General features: G+C 75.0%; 23 protein-coding genes. 8 read left to right on the forward strand and 15 right to left on the reverse strand.

Annotation, left to right across the window (positions count from 1 at the left end):
- Positions 1 to 142: 142 nt before the first annotated feature.
- The 4 genes from ACGFNF_RS20100 to ACGFNF_RS20115 form a co-directional block, all read right to left on the reverse strand.
- Complete coding sequence (locus ACGFNF_RS20100) at positions 143 to 697, reverse strand: winged helix-turn-helix domain-containing protein (RefSeq protein WP_393169720.1); 555 nt, start codon at positions 695 to 697, stop codon at positions 143 to 145.
- 47 nt (positions 698 to 744) lie between these two features.
- Positions 745 to 1,239, reverse strand: coding sequence for a rhodanese-like domain-containing protein (locus ACGFNF_RS20105; RefSeq protein ID WP_393169722.1), 495 nt, complete (start codon positions 1,237 to 1,239; stop codon positions 745 to 747).
- A 110-nt stretch (positions 1,240 to 1,349) separates the two neighbouring features.
- Positions 1,350 to 1,805 (reverse strand): cysteine dioxygenase family protein, encoded by a 456-nt coding sequence (locus tag ACGFNF_RS20110; protein WP_357577467.1) that lies wholly within the window; start codon positions 1,803 to 1,805, stop codon positions 1,350 to 1,352.
- Positions 1,806 to 1,855: 50 nt separating this feature from the next.
- Positions 1,856 to 2,272, reverse strand: coding sequence for a signal peptidase I (locus ACGFNF_RS20115; protein WP_393169724.1), 417 nt, complete (start codon positions 2,270 to 2,272; stop codon positions 1,856 to 1,858).
- A 64-nt stretch (positions 2,273 to 2,336) separates the two neighbouring features.
- On the opposite strand from ACGFNF_RS20115, the gene ACGFNF_RS20120 reads away from it, so the two are divergent.
- Both ACGFNF_RS20120 and ACGFNF_RS20125 read left to right on the forward strand, forming a co-directional pair.
- Positions 2,337 to 2,735 carry an ankyrin repeat domain-containing protein gene (locus ACGFNF_RS20120; protein ID WP_393169726.1) on the forward strand — a complete coding sequence of 133 codons (399 nt, stop codon included), beginning with the start codon at positions 2,337 to 2,339 and terminating at the stop codon, positions 2,733 to 2,735.
- A gap of 45 nt (positions 2,736 to 2,780) precedes the next feature.
- Positions 2,781 to 3,734, forward strand: a complete 954-nt coding sequence (locus tag ACGFNF_RS20125) for a DUF3500 domain-containing protein (protein ID WP_393169728.1) — start codon at positions 2,781 to 2,783, stop codon at positions 3,732 to 3,734.
- 237 nt (positions 3,735 to 3,971) lie between these two features.
- Here the strand turns inward: ACGFNF_RS20125 and ACGFNF_RS20130 are convergent, their stop codons facing one another.
- The 6 genes from ACGFNF_RS20130 to ACGFNF_RS20155 form a co-directional block, all read right to left on the reverse strand.
- Positions 3,972 to 4,475 carry a DUF2231 domain-containing protein gene (locus ACGFNF_RS20130; RefSeq protein ID WP_393169730.1) on the reverse strand — a complete coding sequence of 168 codons (504 nt, stop codon included), beginning with the start codon at positions 4,473 to 4,475 and terminating at the stop codon, positions 3,972 to 3,974.
- 166 nt (positions 4,476 to 4,641) lie between these two features.
- Positions 4,642 to 5,382 (reverse strand): GAF and ANTAR domain-containing protein, encoded by a 741-nt coding sequence (locus ACGFNF_RS20135; protein ID WP_393169732.1) that lies wholly within the window; start codon positions 5,380 to 5,382, stop codon positions 4,642 to 4,644.
- Between the two features lie 185 nt (positions 5,383 to 5,567).
- Entirely contained in the window at positions 5,568 to 7,859 is a 2,292-nt protein-coding gene (secA2, locus tag ACGFNF_RS20140; RefSeq protein ID WP_393169734.1) for an accessory Sec system translocase SecA2, read from the reverse strand.
- A gap of 97 nt (positions 7,860 to 7,956) precedes the next feature.
- Positions 7,957 to 9,771 carry an ABC transporter ATP-binding protein gene (locus tag ACGFNF_RS20145; RefSeq protein WP_393169736.1) on the reverse strand — a complete coding sequence of 605 codons (1,815 nt, stop codon included), beginning with the start codon at positions 9,769 to 9,771 and terminating at the stop codon, positions 7,957 to 7,959.
- Between the two features lie 52 nt (positions 9,772 to 9,823).
- Positions 9,824 to 10,912 carry a zinc-binding alcohol dehydrogenase gene (locus ACGFNF_RS20150; protein WP_393169738.1) on the reverse strand — a complete coding sequence of 363 codons (1,089 nt, stop codon included), beginning with the start codon at positions 10,910 to 10,912 and terminating at the stop codon, positions 9,824 to 9,826.
- Positions 10,905 to 11,912 carry a Gfo/Idh/MocA family protein gene (locus tag ACGFNF_RS20155; RefSeq protein ID WP_393169740.1) on the reverse strand — a complete coding sequence of 336 codons (1,008 nt, stop codon included), beginning with the start codon at positions 11,910 to 11,912 and terminating at the stop codon, positions 10,905 to 10,907. Before ACGFNF_RS20155 ends, ACGFNF_RS20150 begins: the two co-directional genes overlap by 8 nt.
- 209 nt (positions 11,913 to 12,121) lie before the next feature.
- Between ACGFNF_RS20155 and ACGFNF_RS20160 the strand changes: the two genes are divergently transcribed.
- The 5 genes from ACGFNF_RS20160 to ctaD all read left to right on the forward strand — a co-directional run bounded on the left by ACGFNF_RS20160 (position 12,122) and on the right by ctaD (position 17,920).
- A complete protein-coding gene (locus ACGFNF_RS20160) occupies positions 12,122 to 13,120 on the forward strand; it encodes a glucosyl-3-phosphoglycerate synthase (RefSeq protein WP_192581519.1) in 999 nt (332 codons plus the stop codon).
- Positions 13,121 to 13,193: 73 nt separating this feature from the next.
- Complete coding sequence (locus tag ACGFNF_RS20165) at positions 13,194 to 14,351, forward strand: glycosyltransferase (protein ID WP_393169743.1); 1,158 nt, start codon at positions 13,194 to 13,196, stop codon at positions 14,349 to 14,351.
- Between the two features lie 178 nt (positions 14,352 to 14,529).
- The gene (locus ACGFNF_RS20170) at positions 14,530 to 14,982 is read left to right on the forward strand and encodes a DUF4383 domain-containing protein (protein ID WP_393169815.1); all 453 of its coding nucleotides are present in this window, start codon (positions 14,530 to 14,532) and stop codon (positions 14,980 to 14,982) included.
- A 103-nt stretch (positions 14,983 to 15,085) separates the two neighbouring features.
- A complete protein-coding gene (locus ACGFNF_RS20175; RefSeq protein WP_393169745.1) occupies positions 15,086 to 15,814 on the forward strand; it encodes an ATP-binding protein in 729 nt (242 codons plus the stop codon).
- A gap of 105 nt (positions 15,815 to 15,919) precedes the next feature.
- Complete coding sequence (gene ctaD, locus ACGFNF_RS20180; protein WP_393169747.1) at positions 15,920 to 17,920, forward strand: cytochrome c oxidase subunit I; 2,001 nt, start codon at positions 15,920 to 15,922, stop codon at positions 17,918 to 17,920.
- Positions 17,921 to 17,985: 65 nt separating this feature from the next.
- Here ctaD and ACGFNF_RS20185 read toward each other — a convergent pair whose 3' ends face one another.
- Complete coding sequence (locus tag ACGFNF_RS20185; protein ID WP_393169749.1) at positions 17,986 to 19,128, reverse strand: SigB/SigF/SigG family RNA polymerase sigma factor; 1,143 nt, start codon at positions 19,126 to 19,128, stop codon at positions 17,986 to 17,988.
- Positions 19,129 to 19,356: 228 nt separating this feature from the next.
- Positions 19,357 to 20,769 (reverse strand): hypothetical protein, encoded by a 1,413-nt coding sequence (locus tag ACGFNF_RS20190; protein ID WP_393169817.1) that lies wholly within the window; start codon positions 20,767 to 20,769, stop codon positions 19,357 to 19,359.
- Between the two features lie 223 nt (positions 20,770 to 20,992).
- Between ACGFNF_RS20190 and ACGFNF_RS20195 the strand changes: the two genes are divergently transcribed.
- Positions 20,993 to 21,223, forward strand: coding sequence for a CDGSH iron-sulfur domain-containing protein (locus ACGFNF_RS20195; protein WP_311410258.1), 231 nt, complete (start codon positions 20,993 to 20,995; stop codon positions 21,221 to 21,223).
- A 48-nt stretch (positions 21,224 to 21,271) separates the two neighbouring features.
- Here ACGFNF_RS20195 and ACGFNF_RS20200 read toward each other — a convergent pair whose 3' ends face one another.
- Genes ACGFNF_RS20200 through ACGFNF_RS20210 form a run of 3 tightly spaced genes read right to left on the reverse strand, consistent with a single transcriptional unit; the run spans position 21,272 to position 25,289 of the window.
- The gene (locus ACGFNF_RS20200; RefSeq protein ID WP_393169751.1) at positions 21,272 to 22,360 is read right to left on the reverse strand and encodes an iron-containing redox enzyme family protein; all 1,089 of its coding nucleotides are present in this window, start codon (positions 22,358 to 22,360) and stop codon (positions 21,272 to 21,274) included.
- A gap of 51 nt (positions 22,361 to 22,411) precedes the next feature.
- On the reverse strand, positions 22,412 to 24,172 hold the full coding sequence (locus ACGFNF_RS20205; protein WP_393169753.1) for a thiamine pyrophosphate-binding protein: 1,761 nt from the start codon (positions 24,170 to 24,172) through the stop codon (positions 22,412 to 22,414).
- Entirely contained in the window at positions 24,165 to 25,289 is a 1,125-nt protein-coding gene (locus ACGFNF_RS20210) for a Vms1/Ankzf1 family peptidyl-tRNA hydrolase (protein WP_393169755.1), read from the reverse strand. The genes ACGFNF_RS20205 and ACGFNF_RS20210 overlap by 8 nt, the downstream gene beginning before the upstream one ends.
- Positions 25,290 to 25,350: the final 61 nt, after the last annotated feature.

Genomic DNA, 25,350 nt, shown 5'->3' on the forward strand with positions numbered 1-25,350 from the left:
GGGGGTGGCGGGGGCGGCCCGGGGGGGGGGGGGGGGGCGGGGCCGGGGGGGGCGGGGGGGGCGCCGGCGGGGGGGGCCCGGGGCCCCGGCCCCGGGGGCGGGGGGGGCCCGGGGTGGGGCCCCGCCGCGCGGGGTGGCGCCGTCAGCGACTGTGCTCGATCTCGATCCGGGCCTCGTCGGCGAGGCGGTAGCCCACGCCGTAGACGGTGGTCACCACGGGCATGTCCGGGTCGAGCTTGGCGCGCAGTCGGCGGACGTGCACGTCGACGGTGCGCGCCACCGCGTGCTCGTAGCCCCACACCCGGCTCAGCAGCTGGAGCCGCGTGAACACCCGGCGGGGCTGCTCCGCCAGGAACAGCAGCAGGTCGTACTCGATGCGGGTCAGCGGGATGACGCGGGTGCCCTGGTGGACCACCCGCGAGCCGGTGGCGATCCGGATCGCCTGGGGGTCCACGACGGCCGGCACCGGCCGGGGCGCCGCCGGCCGGTCCTCGGCGACGCCGGGACCCAACCGCCCCTCCCCCGACTCGGCGAGTTCGCCGATCAGCTCCAGCAGCCGGGCCAGGCGGGGGCTCACCGACCCCGGGACGAGGTCGAGGGTAATGGTGACGGTCGGGGCGGAGCGCGGTCGGACCGCTCCGATCCGCTCGGGGCGCGCGGACGAGTGGTGTCGGGTGGGGATGGCGACGACGGACATGGAGCCTCCTGGGCGGCGGTGCCGCCACGCCCGGTGGAGCGTGACGGTCAGGACGGCGCCCGACCGGCGGTCACCGGGGGCGCGGGGGTGGGCGTGGGCTGCGGCGGGGTGGGGCCGAGCAGGGGCAGGCCGGCGAGCCGCCAGGCGACGAAGCCGCCGACGACGTCCGTGGCGTGGCGCAGCCCGAGATCCTGGAGGGCGGCGGCGGCCAGCGAGGAGGTGTAGCCCTCCTGGCAGATGACCATCACCCGCAGGTCGTAGCCGACGGCCTGCGGCAGCCGGGCCGGACAGCGGGGGTCGAACCGCCACTCCAGCACGTTGCGCTCGATCACCAGCGAGCCGGGCACGGTGCCGTGGGCGGCCCGCTGGGCGGCCGCGCGGATGTCCACCAGCAGGGCCCCGCGCCGGTGCGCCAGGTGTGCGCGCTCCGGGTCCAGCCGGTCCAGCCGCGCCCGGGCGGCGGCCAGGATCTCGTCGATGCCCCGGGAGCCCGGCGGCGCCACCGGGGCCGGACACGCGTGCGGGTCGTCGTTCTGCGGCATGGTCGTTCCCTCCACTGGTTGCTGACGGTGCACGTACGACGGCGGGCCGCCGGCGCGGGGCGGGCGGCGCGCAGGGGGTCGCGGGCGACCCGGGCGCGACGGCGTCGCGCTCACCAGGCCACCCCGGCCTCGGCCACCTCGGCGACGCGCAGCCGGCCGTCGGTGAGCCGGTAGCTGGTCATCCGGCGCAGCGCGGGCCGGTAGACGTGGACGCTCACCGCCGGCTCGTCGTCCCGGTTGGACACCAGGTGCACGTGCCGCGGGCCGAAGCGACGCCCGGACCCGGCCGGCAGCCGGTGCGGGCGGAGCACGCCCCCGCCGACCGTCTCCTCGGTCAGGACCCCGGAGACGACCAGGAACGCGCCGCCGCAGCCACCGTGGTCGTGCAGGTCGGTGCCCTGGCCGGGCAGCCAGCTCAACGCCCACACCTCGTGGTCGGTCTCGTGGGCGAGCCGGGCGTACCAGCGGGAGACCGGGTCGAAGCGCAGCGGCACCGGCCAGCGGGCGGGGTCGGTGGCCCACCGCCGGGCGGTGGCGAGCAGGTCGGGTGGGCGTCGGTCGGGCATGGCGGTCCTCGCGGTTCGGCGGTGCGTCGACCAAGCATAGGCTGCAAACCCTATTGGTTTAGTAGGCATTCCCAGAGGCTGGGACGCGTTGAGCGGCGAACCGGCGGTTCCACCCGGTAGCCGGGGATCGACGGCCAGCGCACCGTCAACACGACCGACTCGCGCTCGGCGTACCAGGAGTGGTCCACGCCCCGCCCCCACACCACGTAGTCGCCGGGCTCGCCGAGCACCACCGTGCGGTCCGGCAACTCGACCCGGAACCGGCCGCTGACCAGCACCAGCAGGGCCGTACGCCGCTCCTGCGTGGCCCACCGGGAGCGCGCCTCCCCCGCCGGATGGACTCCCCACTTCACCTCGACGTCGACGCTCTGCCGGGCGTCGCCCGGCGGCATGAAGTGGCCGAGCAGCCAGCCGGCGTTCGTCGCCCCGTCCACGCCCGCGTTGCCCACGTACACCCTGTCGTCCATCGCACGCTCCCCCGGTACGCCGGCCGAGCAACGTACCAGGGGAGCGTCCGACTAACCTGGACCGGTGAGTGAGGAACTCGACGCGGAGACGCTGGCGTTCGCGCACCGGATGTTCGACCTGGCCCGCGACGGGGCCACCGCCGAACTGGCCGACTACGTCGACGCGGGGCTGCCAATCGACCTGACCAACGACAAGGGCGACACCCTGCTGATCCTCGCGGCGTACCACGCCCACGCCGAGACCGTCGCCGCGCTGCTCGCCCGCGGCGCCGACCACTCCCGGACCAACGACCGGGGCCAGACGGCGTTGGCCGCCGCCACCTTCCGCAGCAGCTCCGAGGCCGTCCGGGCGCTGCTCGCCGCCGGGGCCGACCCGCACCACGGCAACCCGTCGGCGGTGGAGACCGCCCGCTTCTTCGACCTGCCCGAGATGCTCGCGCTGCTGGCCGCGCCGACCGGCTGACGCCGACGCCCGGCGCATCCGGTCCGCGCCCGGTATACAGGGTCGGTGGAGGATCCGCTGCCCGAACAGATGCGCACCGCCGCCACGGCGCTGCTCGCCGCGCTGGACGAACCCGCCCGCGCCCAGGCCGCCCACCGGTTCGACGACGAGGCGGCCCGCCGCTGGCTCGAGTACCGGCCGCGACCCCGGCCCGGGGTCTGCCTGGCCGACCTGGACCGCGCCGGGCGCAAGGCCGCGCACCGGCTGCTGGCCACCGCGCTGAGCCCACCGGCGTACGCCCAGGCGATGGCCATCGTCGCGCTGGAGGAGGTGCTGGACCGGGCGGAGGGATGGCGTCGGGGCCGGCACAGCGGCGACTACTGGGTGGCCGTCTTCGGCGACCCGGCCCGCGACGACGCCTGGGCATGGCGCCTGGAGGGGCACCACCTCTCGGTGAGCATGACCGTGGTGGCCGACCAGGTCTCCCCCGCCCCGATCTTCCTCGGCGCCAACCCGGCCACCGTCCGGTACGCCGGCCGCCCGGTCTCCCGGCCGCTGGGCGTGGAGGAGGACCTGGCCCGCGCCCTGCTCGACGCGATGGGCCCGGCGGGCCGGGCGGCGGCGATCGTCGCCGACGAGGCGCCCGGGGACATCATCAGCGCCACCCGCGCCCGGGTGGACGGGCCGCTGGAGCCGCTCGGGGTGCCCGCCGACCGGCTCGGGCCCACCGGGCGGGCCCTGCTGGACCAGCTCGTGGCGCTCTACCTGGACCGGCTCCCACCCGAGCTGGCGGTCCGGGAGGCGCGTCGGCTGGAGTCCGGGCAGCTGCACTTCGCCTGGGCCGGCCCGACGGTGCCCGGTCGGCGCCACTACTACCGCGTCCAGGGCGACGACCTGCTCATCGAGTACGACAACACCACCGACGACGGCAACCACGCGCACACCGTCCTGCGCCGCCCGGCCAGCGACTTCGGCGCGGACGTCCTCGCCGCCCACCACGCCGAGTCCCACCCCCACTAGCCGCCGGCAGCCTCGCTAGCCGCCCCCAGCCCGGCCCCGCCCGCAGCTCCGCTAGCCGACCTCAGCCCCGCGGCCTCGCTAGCCGCCCCCGGCCTCGTCGATCATGCAGTGGTGGTGCCACGCGAAAGGGGCGAACAGGCCTCTACCGGCCACCACTACTGCATGATCGACGCCGCGGGGCGGGGCAGCGCCGCTGGGGCGGGGCGGGCGGTCGGGGTGGGCGGGCGGGGCGGGCGGTCAGGGGCGGTGGTGGGCCAGGTCGACGGTGGAGTCGGAGGCGCTGGAGAACGCGTCGAAGGTGGTGGGCTCGGCCCGGCGTCCGGCGTCGAAGCGGCGGACCAGCCGGGCGCCCAGCGCGACGCCGACCGCGCCGATGCCCAGGGCCACCACCTCGGTGAGCAGCAGCACGACGGAGGCGCCCCGCTGCGGCGCGTCCGCGCGGACGAGGCAGGAGATCAGGAACAGCGCGGCCATCGCCACGTTCACCAGGTTGAAGGTGACCGCCGTGCGCCGGGTCCGGTCGACCGGCACGTCCCACAGGTCGATCATGCCGGCCACTGCGGTCAGCGCGGCGGCGACCAGCGCGGCCACAGACGTCCAGTAGCCCACCTCACCGAGGAAGGCCGGCCCGCCGAGCACGTCGGTCAGGTCGAACACGGTCGCGCTCACGAAGAGCCCGAACGGGAACGTCACCAGCATCGGTTGGATCGGGTGCCCCTGCACCCGCAGCCGGCTCTGCATGGTTCCTCCCCAGGTAGGCACACGTCACCAGTCCAGGGTGCTACCCGGGCGCCCGTACGCCGAAACGACACGCGGCCCGCGGGTCACCGCCGTCCCGCAGGTCCCGGTCGTCACACCGGCCACGAACGGCCCACGGCGCCACCCCGGCCCGGGACGGCCGGAGCGTTCAGTTGTCCCGGGGGCGCGACACGGTGGCGACCAGCCGGTCGGCCACCTCCCGCAGGGGGATGTCCAGCGACGACGCCGCGCTGCGCAGCACGTCGAGCGCCTCGCCGGCCGGGCAGCCGCGCTGGGTCATGATCACGCCGATCGCCTGCCCGATCACCCCGTCGCCGAGCACCGAGGGGTCCAGTTCCCCGGCCTCGGCCGCCTTGCGCGCCCGGTCGCGAACCGCCGCGAGGAGCAGCCCGGCGTGCTCGGCGAGCAGCATCGCGGTGAGCTGGTGCCCCGGGGTGAGCAGGTCGGCGGCGCCGGCGTACAGGTTGATCGCCCCGATCACCTGTTCGTCGACGTCGACCGGTGCGGAGATCACCCCGTGCACGCCCAACTCCCGGGCCCGCGGCGTCCAGGACGGCCAGCGCTCCTCGCGATCCAGCCGGTCGGAGAGGACCATCTCCCGCCGCCGGATCGCGTCCATCGCCGGCGAGTCGGGGCCGTGCCGCAGGTCGTCCAGCCCCGCCAGGCGCGCGTCGGAGGCCGCGACCCCGGCCGGTTCGCCGGCGCGCAGCGCGGTGAAGCCGCACCAGCTCACGCCGGCCACCGCCCCGCGGGCGGTGCGCACCAGCGCGTCCAGCGCCTCGTCGAAGTCCTCGACCGCGATCAGGGCGGCCGTCAGCTCGCGCAGCAGGGCGGCGGTCTCCAGGACACCGAGCCGCTCCACCGTCGGGTCCCACATCTCCAGGTTCACCGCTCCACAGCCCTCACCGTCCCGGCGCGTGCTCCCGCACGGCCGACCGGCGCCGTCACGTGTTCCATCGTCTGGTCTCTCCCGACTCCTCGGACCCGGCCTACTACCCTCGCAAACCGGGATCGAAACGGCGCAAAAGGGGGCCCCTTCCGGCACCCGAAGGCGCCGGAAGGGGCCCCGGAGCGTCAGCGCGACGCGGAGCTGAGCCGCCGCCCCACCGAGGCGATCAACCGGTCCAGCTCCGAGCCGAACGGGTTGTCGTGCACGAGGTACGTCCAGGTCGCGCTCGGCCGCACCAGCTTCGCCTCGTCCGGCTCCCAGTCGTCGGTGAACTCGGTCTCCTCGAAGGTCTCGATCGTCCGCCGCTCGATCTCCGGGATCAGGTTGTTGAACGCCGGCACCGCCGCCCGGTGGAACTCGTCCAGCGGGTCGAGCCGACCCAGGGCGCGCAGGTGCACGCCCTCGCGTACCTCGGAGAGCTCCGCGAGGTGGTCCGTCCAGAGCCGGTCGAGGTGGTAGAGGGCGATCGAGCGGGCGACCCGGGCGAGCAGGTCCTCGTCCATCTCGCCGGCCTTCTCCGGCACCCGGTCCAGCAGCATCAGCGCCGCCACGTCGCTGGTCAGCAGCCTTTCCCGGCGCTCCGCGAGGGCCTTGCGCTGCTGCTCGATGACGACGCTGTAGCGCCAGGTGTTGCGGTGGATCTCATGGTTGACGCCCTCGGCGACCCGCTGGGCGTGCTCGACGGCGTACTCGACCTGGTCGTCGGTGACCAGGCCGTCGGCGTTCATCCGGGGCGAGGCGGGGACGGCGTCGCCGGCGTGCCGGGCGACCAGGTCGTCCTCCAGGCTGACGAAGAAGACCGAGCCGCCCGGGTCGCCCTGCCGCCCGGCCCGGCCGCGCAGCTGGTCGTCGACGCGCCGGCTGTCGTGCCGGCCGCTGCCGATGACGTAGAGGCCGCCCAGCTCGGCGACCCGGTCCCGGTCGGCCTGGTCGCTGCCGCCGAGGCGGATGTCGACGCCCCGGCCGGCCATCTGGGTGGAGACGGTCACCGCGCCGTACGCGCCGGCCTCGGCGATGATCGTCGCCTCCTCGTCGTCGTTCTTCGCGTTGAGCACCACGCAGGGCACCCCGATGGCGTTCAGGCCGGCCGCCAGCCCCTCGGACTCCTTCACGTCCAGGGTGCCGACCAGCACCGGCCGCCCGCGCTCGTGGTGGCGCTTGATCTCGTCGACCAGCGCCTCCTCCTTCTCGGCCCGGGTGGCGTAGATGCGGTCCGTCTCGTCCTCGCGCACGCACGGGGTGTTCGGCGGGATCACCGCCACCTCGAGGCCGAAGAACTCGCGGAGCTGGTCGCCGACCAGCACCGCGGTCGCCGTCATGCCGCACACCTTGGGGTAGAGCGCGATGTACGCCTGCACGGCGATGGTGCCGAGCACCTCGCCCTCGGCGGTGGCGTCGAGGCCCTCCTTGGCCTCCACGGCCGCCTGGAGCCCGTCCGGCCAGCGGCGACGCTGGGCGACCCGGCCCCGCATCTCGTCGATCAGCTCGACGGAGCCGTCGCGGACGATGTAGTCGACGTCGCGGTGCAGCAGGGCGTGCGCGTGCAGCGCCACGTTCACGGCGGAGAGCTGCGCGACGTGCTCCTCGTCGTACAGGTCGATGCCGAGCTTGGCCTCGACGGCGGCCAGGCCGGCGGCGGTGAAGGCGACGCTGCGGCCGTCCTCGGCCACCGTGTAGTGCTTGCCCTTGCGCAGGCCCCGCACCTGCGCGGCGGCGGCGTGCACCGGGTCCTGCTCGCCGGCGACCGAGCCGGCGAGGACCATCGGCACCCGGGCCTCGTCGATGAGGATCGAGTCGGCCTCGTCGACGATCGCCGTGCGCAGCGGCGGCTGCACCCGGTCCTCCACGTCGGTGACGAGCTGGTCGCGCAGGTAGTCGAAGCCGGCCTCGCTTACCGAGACGTAGGTGACGTCGCAGGCGTACGCGTCGCGCCGCTCCTGCGGGGTGGACGCCTCGTTGACCCAGCCGACGCTCAGGCCGAGCAGCTTGTAGACCGGCTCCATCCAGAGGGCGTCGCGCCGGGCCAGGTAGTCGTTGACGGTGAGCACGTGCACCGGGCCGTTGCCCAGCCGGACGTGCCCGTAGGCGGCGATTGTCGCGGTGAGCGTCTTGCCCTCACCGGTGGCCATCTCGGCGACCTTGCCCGAGAGCAGCGCCATGGCGCCCAGCAGCTGCACGTCGTACGGCCGCTGGTCGAGGCCGCGGCGGGCGGCCTCGCGGCCGATCGCGCAGATCTCCTCGTAGCCCGTGGCCTTGCCGGCGGCCTCGGTCAGCTCGGCGTCGTCGAGCGCCGACAGCTCGTCCTCGCGCGCCTCGACGGCCGGCAGCAGCTTCTCCAGCGGCCCCAGGTCGACCGTCGTCCCCGGGCGCTGGAGGAACCGGCGGAACCTGGTCTTCAAGCGTTGCGACACACCCATGAGCGGCAACGGTACGCGACCGGAGCCGGTGTTGGCGGCCCGCCCGGCGCGCCGCCGCGCGGGTGTCGTCGCCGGGCGGGTCGCGGGCCCGGACCGCTCAGCTCACCAGGAGCTGGTGCGTGGCCAGCTCACGGTAGAGCGGGCTGGTCCCGGTCAGCTCGTCGTGGGTGCCGGTGGCCGCCACCCGGCCGCCGTCGAGCACCACGATCTGGTCGGCGTCGACGACGGTGGAGAGGCGGTGCGCCACGATCAGCAGGGTGCGCCGGGCGGCCACCGCGTCGATGGCCCGGCGCAGCGCGGCCTCGTTGCGGGCGTCGAGGTTGCTGGTCGGCTCGTCGAGCAGCAGCACCGGCGGTCCGGCCAGCAGGGCGCGGGCGATCGCCAGCCGCTGCCGCTCGCCGCCGGAGAGCAGCACCCCGCCCTCGCCCACCTGCACGTCCAGCCCTTCGGGGGCGCGCTCGGCGAGGTGGCCGAGGTTGACCTCGTCGAGCACCGCGCGCAGCCGGGCCTCGGTGGCCTCCGGCGCGCTGATCAGGAGGTTCTCCCGCAGCGTGCCGGCCAGCACGGGCGCGGACTGCTCGACGTAGCCGATCCGGGCGCGCAGCGCGTCGCGGGGCAGGTCCCGCACGTCGACCCCGTCGATGCGCAGCGCGCCCCCGGTGACCTCGTAGAAGCGCTCGACCAGCGCCAGCAGCGTCGACTTCCCGGCGCCCGACGGGCCGACCAGGGCGGTGCGGGTGCCGGCCGGCACGGTGAAGCTCACCTCGTGCAGCACCGGCGGGCCGCCGGGATAGCCGAAGCCCACCCGGTCGAACTCGACGGACGCCGGGGCCCCGCCGGGCAGCGCCCGGGCCGGGACGGGCGCGGGCCGGTCGGCGGCCCCCTCGACCGGCACGGCGAGCATCTCCTCGATGCGCTGGAGCGCGCCCAGCCCGGTCTGCAACTGGGTGTAGGCGTGCACCGCCTGCCCGAGCGGAAGGACCAGGAAGAACAGGAACATGATGAAGGCGACCAGGTCGCCGACGGTGATCGCGCCCGCCGCCACTCGCGCCCCGCCCACCCCGAGGACCAGCAGGAACGCCCCCTGGATGGTGACGCTGCTGGCCGGGCCGACGAACGCCTGCACCCGGGCCACCCGCAGGCCCGCCGCGTACGCCTGCGCCGCGCTGACGCCGATCGCGTCGGCCTCGCGCCGCTCCGCCCGCGCCGCGCGGATCGTCCGGGCGGCGGAGATGGCGCGCTCCACCGCCGAGGTCATCTCGCCGACGCGTTCCTGGGCGGCGCGGGCCAGGCCCCGCACCCGGTGGGCGAAGGCGACGGCGATGGCGATGCCGGCGGCCACCCCGAGCAGGGTCACCCCGAACAGCACCGGGTCGAGCAGGACCATCGCGCCCGCCGCGCCGAGCACCATCACGGCGCCGGTGACGACCTCGAACAGGCCGGAGGTGACCACCGCGCGCAGCAGGGTGGTGTCCGAGCCGACGCGGGAGAGCAGGTCGCCGGTGCGGCGGCGGTCGTACTCGGCGATCGGCAGCCGCAGCAGGTGGCCGGCCAGCCGCCGCCGGGTGCCCAGCACGACCCCCTCCGCGGTGCGTTGCAGCAGGTAGTCCCGCACCCCGCCGATCGCCGCGGCCACCAGCACCAGGGCGACCAGCGCCGCGACCAGGCCGCCCACCGATCGGCTGCCGGCGAGCCCGTCCAGCACCGAGCGGGTGAGCAGCGGCTGTGCCAGTGACGCCGCCGCGCCGGCCAGCGACAGCGCGCCCACCACGGCGAGGGTGCCGCGGTGGGCGCGCAGGTACGGCAGCAGGGCGGCCAGGCCGACCCGCCGGTCGTCCACGCTCCCGTCCGGGGCGCCGGCGGCGGTCGGCGCGGGGTCGTCGGCGGTCGTCACGGGAGCGGCGGCGGTCATGGCTGGCACGGTATCGGGCCGCGCCACCCGGCCGGGGGGCGACGCGGGGACCTCAGACGGTCAGCACCACCTGGAGCTCCTGGCGGCGCCGCTCGGCGAGATCGGTCAGCAGGGCCGGGGCCTGCTCGAACGGCACCACCGCCGAGACGAGGTGCTTGCGGATCACGTCCCCGTACGCGCGCAGCAGGTCGATCGTCTCGGCGGAGAGGCGCTCCCGGTCCCAGGTGGGGGCGAGCCCGCGCGGTACCCGGCCGATCTGCGCGCACCGCAGCGACAGTCCGTTGTGGTGGAACTCCTCGCCGAACCGGACCGCGTCCGCGCCGGCCTGGTAGAAGGCCAGGTCGACGACCGTGCCCTGGGGGCGCAGCAGGCGCAGCGCGAGCTGCAACGCCCACGCCTGCCCCCGGCACTGGAACACCACGTCGGCGCCCCGGTCGCCGGGTCCGTGCGCCCAGCGGGTCTTGAGCACCACCGCCGGGTCGTCGGCCTCCGGGTCGAGGGTCTCCAGGCCCAGCGCCTCGGCGACGGCCCGCCGCTGCGGGGTCGGGTCGAGCACCACCACCGAGGCGGCGCCATGCCGCTTGGCGAACAGGGCGGTCAGCAGGGCCACCACCCCGCTGCCGACGACCGCGACCCGGCGGCCCCGCACCCCGTCGCCCAGCGACCGCACGTCGGCGCCGTGCAGGTCGGCGGCGGCGTGCAGCACCCCGTTGGCGCAGATCGGCCCCATGTGCGCGACGTAGACGCCGAGCAGCGGGTCGAGGTCCTCGGGCAGCGGCACGAACCGCTCGGCGACCGGGTCGGCGACCCAGCCGGTGCGGTGGCCGTACGTCATCGCGCCGACGGTGCCCACGGCGACGGCGGGCGTACGGCTCTCCACCACCCGGCCGACCTGCATGTAGCCCAGCCGGGTCACCGGGTAAGGGGTGCTGGCCGCACCCGGCTGGAAGAGCCCGAGGTCGGCGTTCCAGGTGACGTTGAGGTAGGGGTTGGTGCCCTTGACGTAGCTGAGTTCGGTGCCCGCGGAGACGCCGCTGAACAGCGTCTCGACCCGGAACGTGCCGTCGGTCAGCTCGGCGGCGTCCTGCTCGACCAGCTCCACCCGGCCCGGGCCGCTGACCACCACGACGTGGTCACGCATCGACGGTCACCCCCGCGGCGAGCGGCGCGGCGACGGGCGTGTCCAGCCGTACGGGCCGGCCGGTGCGGGCGGAGTCGGCGACCGCGAGGGCGAGCCGCTGGGTGCCGAGGGCCTCGGCGTACGGGACGCGGACGTCGTCGCCGACGCCCCGGACCGCGTCGACGAAGGCCCGGTCCACAGCCACCCGGGCGGCCTCGGGGTCGGCGTCGAAGCGGCGTTCCCCGTCGGCGTCGCGCACGACCAGGCCGTCCTCGCTGAGCGAGAGGGCCAGCCCGTCGGCGAGGATCTCCAGTCCGGCGCGGTGCTTCCAGCCGAGCACGCAGGCGGCGGTGAGCGTGCCGACCGCGCCGCCGGCGAAGCGCAGCGTCGCGGTGGTCACCGAGTCGATGTCGGCGCCGTCGACGGGCGGCGGGGTGCCGTTGCCGTACGCGGTGACCTCGGTGGCCTCGCCGACCAGGCACCGGACGAGGTCCAGCACGTGGGCGGCCTGCTCGACCACGGGGCCGCCGGAGCGGTCCCGCCGCGACCACCAGGCCACCGGGGGCACCTTGTCCCACCACGCGCCGCTGACCATCCGCACCGGACGGTCGCCGAGCAGTTCCCGGGCCTGCTGCACCACCGGCAGGTACCGCCAGTGGTGCCCGACGCCGGTGAGCAGCCCCCGCCCGGCCACCAGGTCGGCGATCCGCTCGGCGGTCACCAGGTCGACGGCGACCGGCTTCTCGACGAACATCGGCACCCCGGCCGCGACGACCGCCTCCTCGGCCGGCCCGTGGGCGAACGGCGGCACGCAGACGTAGACCGCGTCCGGGCCGGCGGCCAGCAGTTCCCCGACGTCGCCGAAGGTCCGGGCGCCGTGCGCGTCCGCCAGTTCCGCCGCTGCCTCCGGCACCACGTCGGTCACCCCGAGCAGTTCCACGTCCGCGAAGCCGCCCAACACCCGGGCGTGGCGTTGCGCCACCCCGCCGGCCCCAACCAGTCCCACCCGGCACGTGCGCATGTAAGAGCCCCTTCGCCACAGTTTCGCGTTCGCGACTGCACTCCCCCCGCGTGCCCGCAACCAAACGTTCACCAGGGCGGAACCCGGTCACGTCACTGCCGTGATCAAGCTGTTAGGCATGCTGCGGGTTAGCGCGAGTGCGGTAGTGGGAAAAACAGGGAAGGTTTTTCCGCCACGATCTGGGGGTGCCTGTGCGGAATACGGAAACGATGGTGTCACCGGTGGTGGAGGCGTGGGCCACCTACCGCACCACGTCGGCGGGTGACTGGCCGGCGCGGCGGCTGATCCGCGCCAAGGGGGACAGCAGGGTCAGCGTGGTCCTGCCGGCCCGCAACGAGGAGGCCACGGTCGGCGCGATCGTGTCGACGATCCGCGAGCACCTGATGGAGCGGGTGGCCCTGGTAGACGAGCTGATCGTGGTGGACTCCCGGTCCACCGACCGCACCGCCAGCGTGGCCCGCGCCGCCGGCGCGGAGGTGGTCAGCCAGGACGCGATGACCCGGGGCCTGCCCCGGCTGACCGGCAAGGGCGACGCGCTCTGGGCGGGGCTGGCCGCGGCCGAGGGCGACGTGGTGGCGTTCATCGACGCCGACCTGCGCGAGTTCCGCCCGCACTTCGTGACCGGGCTGATCGGTCCCCTGCTGACCGATCCCTCGGTGGACTTCGTGAAGGGCTTCTACCACCGCCCGCTGGTCGGGGCGTCGAGCGTGGAGGCCGACGGCGGCGGGCGGGTGACGGAGCTGATGGCCCGGCCGATGCTGAATCTGTTCTGGCCCGAGCTGGCGGGCTTCGTGCAGCCCCTCGCCGGTGAGTACGCCGGCCGCCGGGAGGTGCTGGAGCGGGTGCCGTTCGTCTCCGGCTACGGGGTCGAGACGGCGATGCTCATCGACCTGCTCGAGCTGGTCGGCTTGGACGCGCTGGCCCAGGTGGACCTGGGCGAGCGCAAGCACCGCCACCAGGACACCGCCGCGCTGGGCCGGATGTCGGCCCAGATCATGCTGACCGCCTGGTCGCGGCTGCAGCGGCGCGGCTGGGCGGCACCGGGCGCGATGCCCGCCGCGCTGCTGACCCAGTTCCGGCGCGGCGGCTCCGACGCCCTGCCGAACCTGGACCGGGAGATCGTCGTCAGCGACGTCTCCGTCGAGGAACGGCCGCCCCTGGCCGAGCTGCGGCACCGGATCCCCCGCCGACGGGTCGCCGCGGCGTGAACAGGCGACCCCCCGTGACCGCGAACGACCGGGCACGGACGGCCCAGGCCCCCGCCGAGGGAAGGAATCCCGCATGAGCCTCACCGTCCTGATGAACGCCGGTCCGTGGCTGTCCGTGCCGCCGCCCGGCTACGGCGGCATCGAGAACGTGATCGCGACGCTGGTGCCGGAGCTGCGCCGCCTCGGCGTACGGGTGGTGCTCGCGTCGGTCGACAGCAGCACGCTGCCGGTCGACGAGAAGTTCTCCGTCTTCCCCGACGGGCAGTTCCACGCCCTGCAACGGCCGTACAACCAGGTCTGCGGCATCTCGCAGGCGCACCTGAACGGGGTGGTGCGCGCGTTGCACTCGCGCGACGACATCGACCTGGTGCACGACCACGTGGAGGCGGTCGGCCTGGCGACGCTCGCCGCGATGGGCCCGGACGCCCCGCCGGCCCTGCACACGCTGCACTGGGACCTGGCCAAGCACCCGGAGCTCTACGGCAACGTCGACGGCGGCGACCGGGTCCGGGTCAACGGGGTCTCCGCCTCGCAGCTGGCCCGCGCGCCCCGGGCGTTGCGGGAGCACTCGGTGGGCCACGTGCACCTGTCCACCCCGCTCGCCGTCGACGCGGACCGTCGGCCCCGGGCGGAGAAGGGCGACTACCTGATCATCCTGGGCCGGATCAACCCGGGCAAGGGCCAGGACGTGGGCGCGCGCCTCGCCCGGCGGGTGGGGGTGCCGCTGGTGCTCGCCGGGCCGGTCGGCCCGTACCACCGGCCGGAGGACCTGGCCGCCGCCGGGGACGAGGCCCGGCAGAACCCGGACGTCCGGTTCTTCTACGACGAGGTGGCGCCGCACGTCGACGGTGACCTGGTCCGCTGGGTGGGCACCGTGGCCGGGCAGGAACGCGACGACCTGCTGGCCGGCGCCCGGGCCTCGCTGTTCCCGCTGCGCTGGGAGGAGCCGGGCGGCACGGCGGTGGTCGAGTCGCTGGCCCTGGGCACGCCGGTGGTGGCCACCGCCCGGGGCTGCCTGCCCGAGCTGATCGAGCACGGCCGCACCGGCCTGCTCACCACCGACGAGGAGGAGCTGGGCGACCTGCTGCTGGCCGCCGGCCTGCTGGATCCGGACGAGTGCCGGCGCGAGGCCGCCGTCCGCTTCACCCCCGCGGTGATGGCCGAGAAGTACGTGGGCCTCTACGAGCGGGTCCGCCAGCTCGCCGCGGCACCGCGCCTGCAACCGGCCTGACCGGCGATCCGCACCCCGGGGCCGGCCCGCCGTCACGGTGGGCCGGCCCCGGTCGCGTGCCGGAGCGCGCGGGTCGGGGCGCTCCCCCGGGGGGGGCGGGGTTTGACGGCTGGAGCAGCGGGAAGGCGCGATCCACTCAGCGTTCTCGCACAGTGAGGAGACGGCGGTGACCGGTCCCATGGCGCGCTCCCGCGCCCGGCACAACCCGGCCGACGGCAGGGCTCCCGTCCGGCGGGCCGCCACCGCCGTGGCGGTGGTCTTCCTCCTGGTCGGCGTGCTCGGCTTCGTGCCGGGCATCACCAGCAACTTCGGCGACCTGCGCTTCGCCGGGCACGACTCCGAATCCAAGCTGCTCGGCCTGTTCCAGGTCTCGGTGCTGCACAACATCGTCCACCTGCTCTTCGGGGTGGCCGGGCTGCTGCTGGCCCGCACCGTCACGGGCGCGCGGACGTTCCTGGTCGGCGGCGGCGCGATCTACCTGGTGCTCTGGCTCTACGGCCTGGTGATCGACCACGACAGCGCGGCCAACTTCATCCCGGTCAACAACGCCGACAACTGGCTGCACCTGTTCCTGGGCCTGGGCATGATCGCGCTCGGCATCCTGACCACGCGGGACCGGACCCGCCGGTGACGCATCGTGACCGGCCGGGGCGGCGGCGCCCAGGCCGGTCCGGTTTGACCCTCCGCGTGGTCGGGTAGTTCGCAGATCCCCGACGATGCGAAACGAGGGCACGATGCCGAGCCGGATCACCTGCGAGGTGCACGACGAGTCGCCAGTGACCGTCGTACGCCTCCATGGCGACCTCGGCGTCGACACCATGCGCACGGTGCGGGACGTGCTGGACGACTGCCTCGCCAGCCAGCCCGACGCCCTCGTGGTCGACCTCACCGACGTCACCGTCCGTGACCGGCTCGCCCTCTCGGTCTTCGCCGCGACCGCCCGTCGGGCGGCCGACTGGCCGGCGGTGCCCGTCGTGCTGTGCGCCCCGCCGCCCGAGGCGGCGACCTGGCTGGCCCAGTCGACCGCCTGCCGGGTGGTGCCCGTGCGGCGCGACTGCGACGAGGCGACCCGGGTGGCGAACGCGGCGGCGGCGCCCCGGCTGCGCGCCCGGCTCGAACCGGTGGCCGAGGCCTGCCGGCGGGCGCGGGAGCTGGTCACCGACGCGTGCGCCCGCTGGAACCTGCCGGAGGCCGTCGGGCCGGCGTCGCTGGTGCTCAGCGAGCTGGTCGGCAACGTGGTCCGGCACGCCGGCACGCCGATGCAGGTGACGCTGACCCTGCGCCGGCCGTACCTGCACCTGGCCGTCGCGGACGGCAGCCGGACCTCGGTCCGGGTCGGCGCCGGCGACCTGCGGGCCGAGGGCGGCCGAGGGCTGATGCTCGTGCGCGAGACGGCCCAGCGGTGGGGCAGCGCGCCGGCCGGCGACGGAAAGGTCGTCTGGGCCATACTGCCCGCGAATTGACAGAATTTACCACTCTCGCCTGAATAACCCCTGTCGCCTGGTTTCATGGGATGAGGGGCGGGTAGCCGCGCCGTCCTATCTGTCGTCTGGCGGGGTGAGAGTCACATGCCCAAGCGGGTAACCACGGAACCACGCGACCGGGGACCGGCGATCCTGGCGCCGGCACGCTTCGGTGGCTACCCCGGGCCACTGCGCAAGGCGCTTCCCGGCGGCAAACTGACCCGTTTCCTGGCCACCACCGACCACAAGCAGATCGGCCTGCTCTACCTGCTGACCTCGTTCGGCTTCTTCCTGGTCGCCGGGATCCAGGCGATGCTGATGCGCGCCGAACTGGCCCGGCCCAACTTGCAGTTCCTCTCCGCCGAGCAGTACAACCAGCTCTTCACCTCGCACGGCGCGGTCATGCTGCTGCTGTTCGCCACCCCCGCGGCGTTCGGGTTCGCCAACTACATCGTGCCGATCCAGATCGGCGCCCCCGACGTGTCGTTCCCCCGGCTCAACGCCCTCGCGTACTGGCTCTACCTGTTCGGCGGCCTGATGGTGCTCGGGGGCTTCCTCACCCCGGGCGGCTCCGCCGACTTCGGCTGGACCGCGTACTCGCCGCTGAGCAGCCAGGAGCACTCCCCCGGCGTCGGCGCCAACATGTGGGTGATCGGCCTGGTGATCTCGGGGCTGGGCACCATCCTCGGCGCCGTCAACCTGATCACCACGATCCTCACCCTGCGCGCGCCCGGCATGACCATGTTCCGGATGCCGATCTTCACCTGGAACATGCTCTTCACCAGCGTGCTGGTGATCCTGGTGTTCCCGCTGCTCGCCGCCGCGCTGCTGGCGCTCGCGGCGGACCGGCTGCTCAACGCCCACGTGTACGACCCGGGGACCGCCGGCCCGATGCTCTACCAGCACCTGTTCTGGTTCTTCGGCCATCCCGAGGTCTACATCATCGCGATCCCGTTCTTCGGCATCATCACCGAGATCATCCCGGTCTTCTCCCGCAAGCCGATCTTCGGATACACCGGCCTCGTGCTGGCCACCATCGCGATCACCGTGCTGTCGATGACCGTGTGGGCCCACCACATGTTCGCCACCGGCCAGGTGCTGCTGCCGTTCTTCAGCATCCTGAGCTACCTGATCGCGGTGCCCACCGGGGTGAAGTTCTTCAACTGGATCGGCACCATGTGGAAGGGGCAGATCACCTTCGAGACGCCGATGCTCTTCGCGATCGGCTTCCTGGTCACGTTCCTCTTCGGCGGCCTCACCGGGGTGCTGCTGGCCAGCCCGCCGGCGGACTGGCACACCCACGACACGTACTTCGTCGTCGGGCACTTCCACTACGTGCTGTTCGGCACCGTGGTCTTCGCGCTCTTCGGCGGCTTCTACTTCTGGTGGCCGAAGATGACCGGGCGGCTGCTCGACGAGCGGCTCGGCAAGGCCCACTTCTGGACCATGTTCCTCGGCTTCCACGGCACCTTCCTCGTCCAGCACTGGCTGGGCAACGAGGGCATGCCCCGCCGGTACGCCGACTACCTGCCCAGCGACGGGTTCACCGCCCTGAACACCTTCTCCAGCATCTCCGCGTTCGTGCTCGGCGCGTCCACGCTCTTCTTCATCTGGAACGCCTGGAAGTCCTGGCGCTACGGGGCGATGGTGAACGTCGACGACCCGTGGGGCTTCGGCAACTCGCTGGAGTGGGCCACCACCTGCCCGCCGCCGCTGCGCAACTTCGACCGGATGCCCCGCATCCGCTCGGAGCGGCCCGCCTTCGACGCCAAGTACGGCCCGCTCGTCGCCGACCTCGGTCGGGACCTGCCCCAGCGCAGCACCAAGCCGCCGCAGGAACTCCGCGACGAGCTGCACCGCGAGAGGCACGTGCCCGAGGCGCCGGCCGCCGAGGGGGCGCACGGCGCGCGGGAGGCCGCCGCGTACCAGCCCGCGGCGCAGTCCGGGGCCCGGCCCGTGGACGTCCCCGAGCCGGACGAGATCCGTCGGCCCAGCTTCGAGCAGACCGAGGAGCCGGAGGAGACCCGCCCCGGCGCCGACCGGGAGCCGCCGGCCAGGGAGCGCTGGCGGCATCCGCGCGGGCCTGGCGACACGCCCGAGCGCTGAGCGGGCGTTACGCGAGAGAGAGGGCCGGCACCCCGGGGGGTGCCGGCCCTTCCGCGTACGTGGTCTCAGCCCTCGCGGGCCGCCGCCAGGCCCGCCGCCGTGAGCGAGCGGCGCACGGCCGGCTGGACGCGGGTCAGCCGCAGCGGTACCCCGGTGCGGGCGGCGGCCTCGCGGCCCGCCATCAGCGCGGCGATGCCGCCGGCGTCGAAGCCACCGGCGCCCACCAGGTCGACCACCACCTCGGCGGGCTGCCCGGTCACCGCCTCCAGCATCGCCCGGCGGAGCTGGTCCGCGCCGTCCCGGTCGACCTCCCCGCCGACCTCCACGACCACCCGGTCGCCGTTGTGCCGCACCGAGATCCTGGTCTTCGCCGGCTCGGCCGACTCGGCGGTCCCGTTCTGCCACGGCGGCGGGGCGTCGGCCAGCATCGCCTGGCGCAGCCAGGTCAGCGCCCGCGACAGCAGCCGGGAGACGTGCATCTGGGAGATGCCGAAGCGGGCGGCGATCTCCGCCTGGGTCTGGTTGCCGTAGAAGCGCATGGCCAGGATGCGCCGCTCCCGCCAGGGCAGCCGGTGCAGCAGCCCGCTCACCGTCACCCGGTCGTCGACGGACTCCAGCGCGTTGTCGGACTCGCCGACCAGGTCGCCGAACTCCGCCGAGCTCTCCCCGCCGACGGGGGCGTTCAGCGAGGCCGGGCTGTAGCCGGCGGCCGACTCCAGCGCGGCCAGGATCTCCTCCTGCGGGGTCTCCAGCCGTTCCGCCAGCTCGGCGACCGTCGGGGCCCGGGACAGCTCGCTGGTCAGCGCGGAGGTGGCCTGCCCGACCTCCAGGATCAGGTCGCGCAGCCGGCGCGGCACGTGCACGCCCCAGGTGCGGTCGCGGAAGTGCCGCTTGATCTCGCCGACGATGGTGATGGCCGCGTACGCGGTGAAGGAGCCCCGCTCCGGGTCGTACCGGTCGACGGCGTTGACCAGGCCGAGCCGGGCGACCTGCTCCAGGTCCTCCAACGGCTCGCCCCGCCCCCGGTAGCGGCGGGCCAGCCGGCCCGCGAACGGCAGGGCGAACCGGACGAGGTCGTCACGTGCCTCGTGGCGTCGTTCGGGCGGTAGCCCCTCGATCCGCGCCGCGTACGCCAGTGCGGCCGCGTCGAGGTCCTCCAGGCCCCGATCGGTCGGAGGTGGTGTGGTCGTGGTGGTCTGTCCGAACATCCGCGCCTCCCTCAGGAAGGTCCCCCGCCCGGATTCAGGAAACCGGTCGTGCGCGCGCGTGGTCGCACCACGCCCGGGCCGGAAAATGGGTCACATGACTGGGATGTCAGCGGGCGACGGCGCCACGCCGGACGGCGTGATCAGGCCGTCGCAGCCAGCGGTGTTCCCGCTCCGTAGGTACTCAATCACGGGACCCGGGGTTCGCGAGGATGTTTCGAAAGGGCCGACTCAACAGACGAGTAACCCCTGGTAGGAGCCGCCGTCGCGCAGCGCCGCGAGGGCCTCGGGGACGGTCATCGGCGGCGGCGTCGGCAGGTCGTACGGCTGCGCCCGCAGCACCTCCGTCGCCCGGCGCGTGGGCACCGAGGTGACCGGGTAGCCGCGCGCCGAGGTGCGGTCCAGCGCCCGCCGGCGGCGCCCGAAGCCGGCGACGGCCAACCACTGCGGCAGCCCGGCCAGCGCTGGCGACCGCAGTCCGGGCGGCTCGGGCAGCACGTCCACCGAGCTGAACGGCTCGCTCCCGGCGAGCCACCACTCCGCCGCCTCCACGCTGCGCCGGGTGGCGTTCTCGCACCAGTACGGCACCATCCCGGCCCGCACCACCTGCCACGGGTCGAGCAGCCGGCCGCACTCCACCACCAGCCGGTCGCCGGTCTTGCCGGCGGCGCGCAGCCAGCGCCGGTACAGGTCGGCGGTCGCGGCGCTGAGCGCCTCCGGCCGCGGCACGAGGACCCGGTGCAGCGGATGCCCGTGCCCGCCGGTCCACTCCTGGACGCCGGCCTCGAAACCGGACTCCACGCCGTGTTCCGCCGGCTCGGGCGGCGAGGCCACCTCCGGCGGCTCCCAGTGCGCGCCGTCCCCGCCGGCCGAGCGGAGCACCTGGCGCAGGGCGTGGCTGTCCGGGTGGAAGTCGACCGGGTCGAGGCCGCTGCCCGGGCAGCCGACCTGGAAGCTGTGCCCCGGGGCGGAGTCGAAGACCGGCCAGGTGCGGGCGTCGCGCAGCAGCAGCACCGGGGCGCCGGGCTCCAGCCGGTCGGCCAGGAACCGCGCGTACGCGGCCGGCAGGGACCGCCACCGGGCCGCCAGCGACACCGTGGCGCCGGCCAGCGCGCCCCGGCTCGCGGGGCAGTGCACCTGGCGGACGTGCAGGTCGGCGTTGCCGCCGAGGAGACGGGCGGTGAGCGCGGCACCGTGGTCCAGGGCGGCCTGCGGCCGGTCGACGGCGCCCTGCGCCCAGTGCACGGTCATCTCGAACCCGGCCGGCAGCCAGGGCACGCCGAGCGCCATCGCCAGGTGCGCGGCCGCGCCGTGCGGGGAGCCGATCAGGACGCCCGGGTAGCGGCGGCGCGGGTACTGCTCGGCGAACCAGCGGGCGACCCGACCCGCGTCGACCTCGGCGGTCTGGCCGGGGGTGAGCGCCACCCGGCCGGCCGCCCGGATCACCGCCGCCCGCCGCACCGGTTCGGGCGCGCCGACGAACCGCGACAGCGGCCCCGGGTGTCCCGGGTGTCCGAGGTCGGCGCAGTCGGTGCCGCGCAGCGCCCGGGCGGTGGCGGCCACCAGGACCCGCGCGGCGCTGCCGGCGGCCACCACCCGGTCGCCCGCCAGCCCGGCACCCTCGGCCGTGAGCCCCTTGCGCACCTTGTGCCCCGGCTCCACCTTGCCTCGTTCGCTCACCACGCGGCCCGGCTTCCCGTCCCGATGGGGTTCAAACGGGGCATCCCCCACCGGGCGGGAGCAATCAGAAGATCCCGGGCGGGTGACCGCCGAACCGCCGAACCGGGTGACGACGCCGGTCACGCACCGCGACGGCACGCCGGTGAGCAGGGGTTTCAGTGCCGGAGCAAGGGGCACTTCAGCGCCCATGCGCACCGACGACGACACTCCCGCGGCGGCCACCATCACCCCCTACCAGGACGGGCCGCTGCTGGTCCGGGGCGACTTCGCCCTGGTCACCCCCGACGGGGAGACCATCGACGCGCGGCGGGGCACGGTGGCCCTGTGCCGCTGCGGGAAGTCGGCGCTCAAGCCGTTCTGCGACGGCACCCACAAGGCCGTCAACTTCCGCGCCGCCCCCACCCGCGAAACCCCCTGACCCGCCCTGCCCTGCCGGGCGGGGTGGGGTGGGGTGAAGCCGGGTGGGTCAGGCTACGGCGGCGGGTCGGCCGCCGGGGCGCGGGCGGTCGCGCAGGTCGATGCGGATCGGGGCGGCGGTGGCGCGCAGGGAGGTGCGGCCGGCGGCCCAGGCGTCCAGCAGGTGCGCGGCGAAGAGCCGGTCCACCGCCAGCGCGGCGGCGGCGCCGAAGAGGACGTCCGGGGCGAGCGCCGGCTCCACCCGGACCAGCCCGCCGCACAGGTCGTACGCGGCGATCTGCTCGTGCACCGCGTCGGCCTCGACGTGCTCGTCGTAGAAGCGCGTGGCCGCCTCGCCCAGGCCCAGGCGGCGCAGCCCGTTGCCGTACCGGCGGTTCGGCAGCGAGGAGGTCATCTCGTACGCGGCGAGGTGCCCCAGCAGCGCCCCGCGCAGCCGCCGGTGCAGCCCGAACAGCGACATGAGGTTGTTGGTGGCCAGGGTGACCGCCGGCACGGCGTCCAGGTGGGCGGCGTAGCCGGTGTCCAGCCCCAGCTCGGCCAGGGTGACCCGGAACAGCTCGGCGTGCATCCGGTCCAGCCGCCCGTTGCCGTACTCGTCCATCTGGATCTCCACCAGGGCGGCCTTCGCCGGCCCGCCGAGGCGCGGCAGGGCCCAGCTGTGCGGGTCGGCCTCGCGCAGGTGGTAGATCGAGCGGTGCGTGACGAACTCCCGGAACTGGGCCAGCGACGCCCGGCGTTGCAGGTGCCCGGCGAGCGACGGCCCGTCGTCGGCGGCGACCACGTCGGCCAGGGCCGCCGGCACGCCGCCGGGCAGCGCCGCCGGCAGGGGTCCCACCAGCGCGCGCACCGCCGCCTCGAAGTGCCGTTCGGCGTACGCGCGCAGCGCGAGCAGGGACGGCTGCCACTCCCAGTCCTCGTCGATGCCCTGCCAGCCCCGGTAGTGCAGCTCGTAGCAGCAGAAGAGGGTGAGCTGGAGGTCCTCGTCGGTGAGGGCGTCGGCGGGGGCGAGCCCGGCGCCGAGCCCCGCCGGGAGGTCGTGCGGCGCCCGCCGCAGCGCGTCCAGCAGCGCCGCCGACACCGGCCCACGGGGCTGCGGCAGGGGCGCGGGGCCGTACCGGCGGTCCGGGGACTCTGACAAGGTGACCTCCAGCGTCGTACTGCCCGTCCTCAGTGCCCCTCGACCAGAGCGTTAAACGAGGTCGTCGACCTCCACCGCCACCCCGGCGGCGAGCATCCGGTCGCGTACCCGCCGGGCGGCGTCGCCCTCGGCGAACACCTCGCGCAGGTCCGCGAACGCGGGCTCGGGCGGCGCCAGCCGCACCGCCGGGTCGACCACCGCCTCCAGTACGCAGGGCCGGTCGGCCGCCAGCGCCTCGTCCCAGGCCGCCCCCACCAGCTCGGGCCGGTCGACCCGCACCCCGTGCAGGCCGAGCAGCCGCGCCCAGCCGGCGTACGGCACGTCGGGCAGGCGGCGCGTCGGGTCGGTCGGCGTACGGCCACCGCCCATGCCGGACAGGTCCCGGTTGTTCAGCACCAGCACCACCAGGCGGGGATCACGCCACTCCCGCCAGTGGTGTGCCACGGTGATCAGCTCGGCCAGCCCGTTGAGCTGCATCGCGCCGTCGCCGAGCAGGGCGAGCACCGGCTGGTCCGGGGCGGCGAGCTTGGCCGCCACGGCGTACGGCAGGGCACAGCCCACCGTGCCGAGCGTGCCGCAGAGCTGCGCGTTGACGCCCGGCGGCAGCTCCAGGTGCCGGGCGTACCAGTACATGACCGATCCGACGTCCACCGCCACCGCCCCGCGCGGCGGGACCCGGGTGGAGAGTTCGTGCAGCACGAGCTGCGGGTTCACCGGCTCGGCGGGGGCGGTGGCGCGGTCGGCCCGCTCGGCCCGCCACCGGTCGACCGAGCCCTCGACGGTCTCCCGCCACCGGGCGTTCGGCCGGTCGGGCACCCGGGCCAGCAACGCCCGCAGCGTCTCCTGGGCGTCGCCCACGAGCGGCACGTCCACCGGGTAGCGGGTGCCGATCCGGCGGCCGTCGATGTCGATCTGCACCGTGCGGGCCTGCCCCGGCATCGGGAAGTAGTCCGTCCACGGATCGTTCGTGCCGATGAGCAGCAGCGTGTCGCAGCCGCCCATCAGCTCGGCGGCGGCCGGGGTGCCGACCTCGCCGAGCACGCCGGCGTGGAAGGGCAGCCGCTCGTCGAGCACCGGCTTGCCCAGCAGCGAGGTCGCCACCCCGGCGCCGAGCCGGTCGGCGAGGGCGACGATCTCTCCGGCCGCGCCCCGGCCGCCCTGGCCGACCAGGATCGCGCTCCGCTGGCCGTTGGCGAGCAGTTGGGCGGCCGCGTCCAGGTCGGCGTCGTGCGGCAGGACCCGGGCCAGCGGCTCGCCCGGCGTCGCCGAGAGCACCCCGGCCGCGTAAGACTGCAGGTCGGGCACGGTGGCCTCCTGCAACTGCCGCGGCAGCACCACGCACACCGGGCTGCGGGTGGCGGCGGCGGTGCGGAACGCCTGGTCGAGCAGGGCCGGCACCCCGTCGGGGACCCGGCCGTAACGGACGAACTGGTTGCACACGTCGGCGAACAGCCGGCTCAGCCCGATCTCCTGGTGGGCGCCGCCGAGCGGGCCGGAGACGTCCTCGCCGACGATCGCCACCACCGGCTTGCTGTCCAGCTTGGCGTCGTAGAGGCCGTTGAGAAGCTGGACGGCGCTGGGCCCCTGGGTGGCCAGGCAGACGCCGATCCCGCCGGTGAACTTGGCGTGCCCGGTGGCCATGTAGGAGGCGGTCTCCTCGTGGCGGGCCGGCACGAACGCCGGGTCACCGCCCGAGGCGTCCAGCGCCTCGAGCACCGGGGCGATGGCCTCCCCGGGGTAGCCGAAGACGCGGGGCACCCGCCAGGCGCGCAGTCGCTCGACCACCAGGTCGGCCACCGTACGCTCAGCCATCGCCACGCCCCGGCGTGCCGGTGTCGACGTAGCGCAGCACCGCGCCGACGCCGTCGGTCAGCTCCGGCGCCTCGTCCGGGCCCAGCACGGTCAGCTCGGCGTCGGTGCCGACCAGCGCGCGCACGAGGGCGGCGTCGGCGCGGACCTTCTCCGGGTCGCGTACGGACATGGCGGCGAGCTGCCCCGGGTCGGTGGCGATCTCGGTCGGGTCCGGCCCGATCCAGAGTTCCCCGGTGGCGGACGGGTCGTCGACGATGAGCATCGTCTCGACCTGGTTGCGTTGCAGGGCGGACACCACGGCGTCCAGCCCGGCGCCGACGTCCTCCTGCATGCCGAACCGGTCCAGCACGGCGGTGATCCGCTGGTCGGCCACCTCGGCGATGGTCTGCACGGTGAGGTCGTCGAGCAGGCTCTGGTCGGCGCCGCCGCCCCGGGACCCGGCGTCGGTGCGCACCATCAGGTCCTGCCAGCGTTCCGGCATCTGGGCGGCGATCACGCCGGTGGCGCGCACGTCGCCGGCGACCACCACGACCTCCGCGCCGACCTTCTCGGCCAGCTCCACCGTGGCGGCGGTGACGTCGCCCGCGTTGTGGTGCCAGGCCTCCATGGCGGCCCGCTGGTGGTGCGACTGCGACCAGCCGCCGGGCTGCACCCGGCGCAGCTGGAAGTCCTCCCGGCCGCTCACGTGGGCCCGGCGCGGCACGCCGCCGGCGCTGATCGCCATGGCGTCGGCGCCGGTCCGGTCGGCCAGCACGCGCACCCAGGCCACCTGCTCGCCGCGTTGCGCCAGCATGGGCATCACGTGCGGCAACGAGGTGTACGCGGCGAGGTCCCGCAGCGGCGGGGCGGAGAGGTACTCCGACAGCACCACCCGGCCCCGGGCGCCGAAGACCGCCAGCCCGTAGCCGCCGGGCATCGGATCGTGGCCCCGCACGACGCGTTCGACGGCGTCGATGGTGTCCACGTCGGCGCGCTGCTGTTGAAGTTGGTCACGCAGGCCGCGCCAGCGCAGATCGAGCGCCGCGTGGGCGTCCTCGACGTTGGCGGACGCGTCCAGGTACACCGAGACCCACGGCCCCGGCCGGTCGTAGAGCGGGCGCAGGAAGGACAGCTGCATGCTCGACCCCTTTCCAGCTCGGCCCCCCGCTTACCCGTGCCGCTGCGGTTGTCACCTGGCC

Origin of the sequence: Micromonospora sp. NPDC048868, from assembly GCF_043198195.1 — a bacterium.
Taxonomy (GTDB): domain Bacteria; phylum Actinomycetota; class Actinomycetes; order Mycobacteriales; family Micromonosporaceae; genus Micromonospora; species Micromonospora reichwaldensis.

Excerpts from the sequence above, each read along its gene's own strand:
- ACGFNF_RS20100 (WP_393169720.1), bottom strand. The coding sequence starts at position 697 with ATGTCCGTCGTCGCCATCCCCACCCGACACCACTCGTCCGCGCGCCCC.
- ACGFNF_RS20105 (WP_393169722.1), bottom strand. The coding sequence starts at position 1,239 with ATGCCGCAGAACGACGACCCGCACGCGTGTCCGGCCCCGGTGGCGCCG.
- ACGFNF_RS20110 (WP_357577467.1), bottom strand. The coding sequence starts at position 1,805 with ATGCCCGACCGACGCCCACCCGACCTGCTCGCCACCGCCCGGCGGTGG.
- ACGFNF_RS20115 (WP_393169724.1), bottom strand. The coding sequence starts at position 2,272 with ATGGACGACAGGGTGTACGTGGGCAACGCGGGCGTGGACGGGGCGACG.
- ACGFNF_RS20130 (WP_393169730.1), bottom strand. The coding sequence starts at position 4,475 with ATGCAGAGCCGGCTGCGGGTGCAGGGGCACCCGATCCAACCGATGCTG.
- secA2 (WP_393169734.1), bottom strand. The coding sequence starts at position 7,859 with ATGGGTGTGTCGCAACGCTTGAAGACCAGGTTCCGCCGGTTCCTCCAG.
- ACGFNF_RS20145 (WP_393169736.1), bottom strand. The coding sequence starts at position 9,771 with ATGACCGCCGCCGCTCCCGTGACGACCGCCGACGACCCCGCGCCGACC.
- ACGFNF_RS20150 (WP_393169738.1), bottom strand. The coding sequence starts at position 10,912 with ATGCGTGACCACGTCGTGGTGGTCAGCGGCCCGGGCCGGGTGGAGCTG.
- ACGFNF_RS20155 (WP_393169740.1), bottom strand. The coding sequence starts at position 11,912 with ATGCGCACGTGCCGGGTGGGACTGGTTGGGGCCGGCGGGGTGGCGCAA.
- ACGFNF_RS20160 (WP_192581519.1), top strand. The coding sequence starts at position 12,122 with ATGGTGTCACCGGTGGTGGAGGCGTGGGCCACCTACCGCACCACGTCG.
- ACGFNF_RS20165 (WP_393169743.1), top strand. The coding sequence starts at position 13,194 with ATGAGCCTCACCGTCCTGATGAACGCCGGTCCGTGGCTGTCCGTGCCG.
- ACGFNF_RS20170 (WP_393169815.1), top strand. The coding sequence starts at position 14,530 with ATGGCGCGCTCCCGCGCCCGGCACAACCCGGCCGACGGCAGGGCTCCC.
- ACGFNF_RS20175 (WP_393169745.1), top strand. The coding sequence starts at position 15,086 with ATGCCGAGCCGGATCACCTGCGAGGTGCACGACGAGTCGCCAGTGACC.
- ctaD (WP_393169747.1), top strand. The coding sequence starts at position 15,920 with ATGCCCAAGCGGGTAACCACGGAACCACGCGACCGGGGACCGGCGATC.
- ACGFNF_RS20185 (WP_393169749.1), bottom strand. The coding sequence starts at position 19,128 with ATGTTCGGACAGACCACCACGACCACACCACCTCCGACCGATCGGGGC.
- ACGFNF_RS20195 (WP_311410258.1), top strand. The coding sequence starts at position 20,993 with ATGCGCACCGACGACGACACTCCCGCGGCGGCCACCATCACCCCCTAC.
- ACGFNF_RS20205 (WP_393169753.1), bottom strand. The coding sequence starts at position 24,172 with ATGGCTGAGCGTACGGTGGCCGACCTGGTGGTCGAGCGACTGCGCGCC.
- ACGFNF_RS20210 (WP_393169755.1), bottom strand. The coding sequence starts at position 25,289 with ATGCAGCTGTCCTTCCTGCGCCCGCTCTACGACCGGCCGGGGCCGTGG.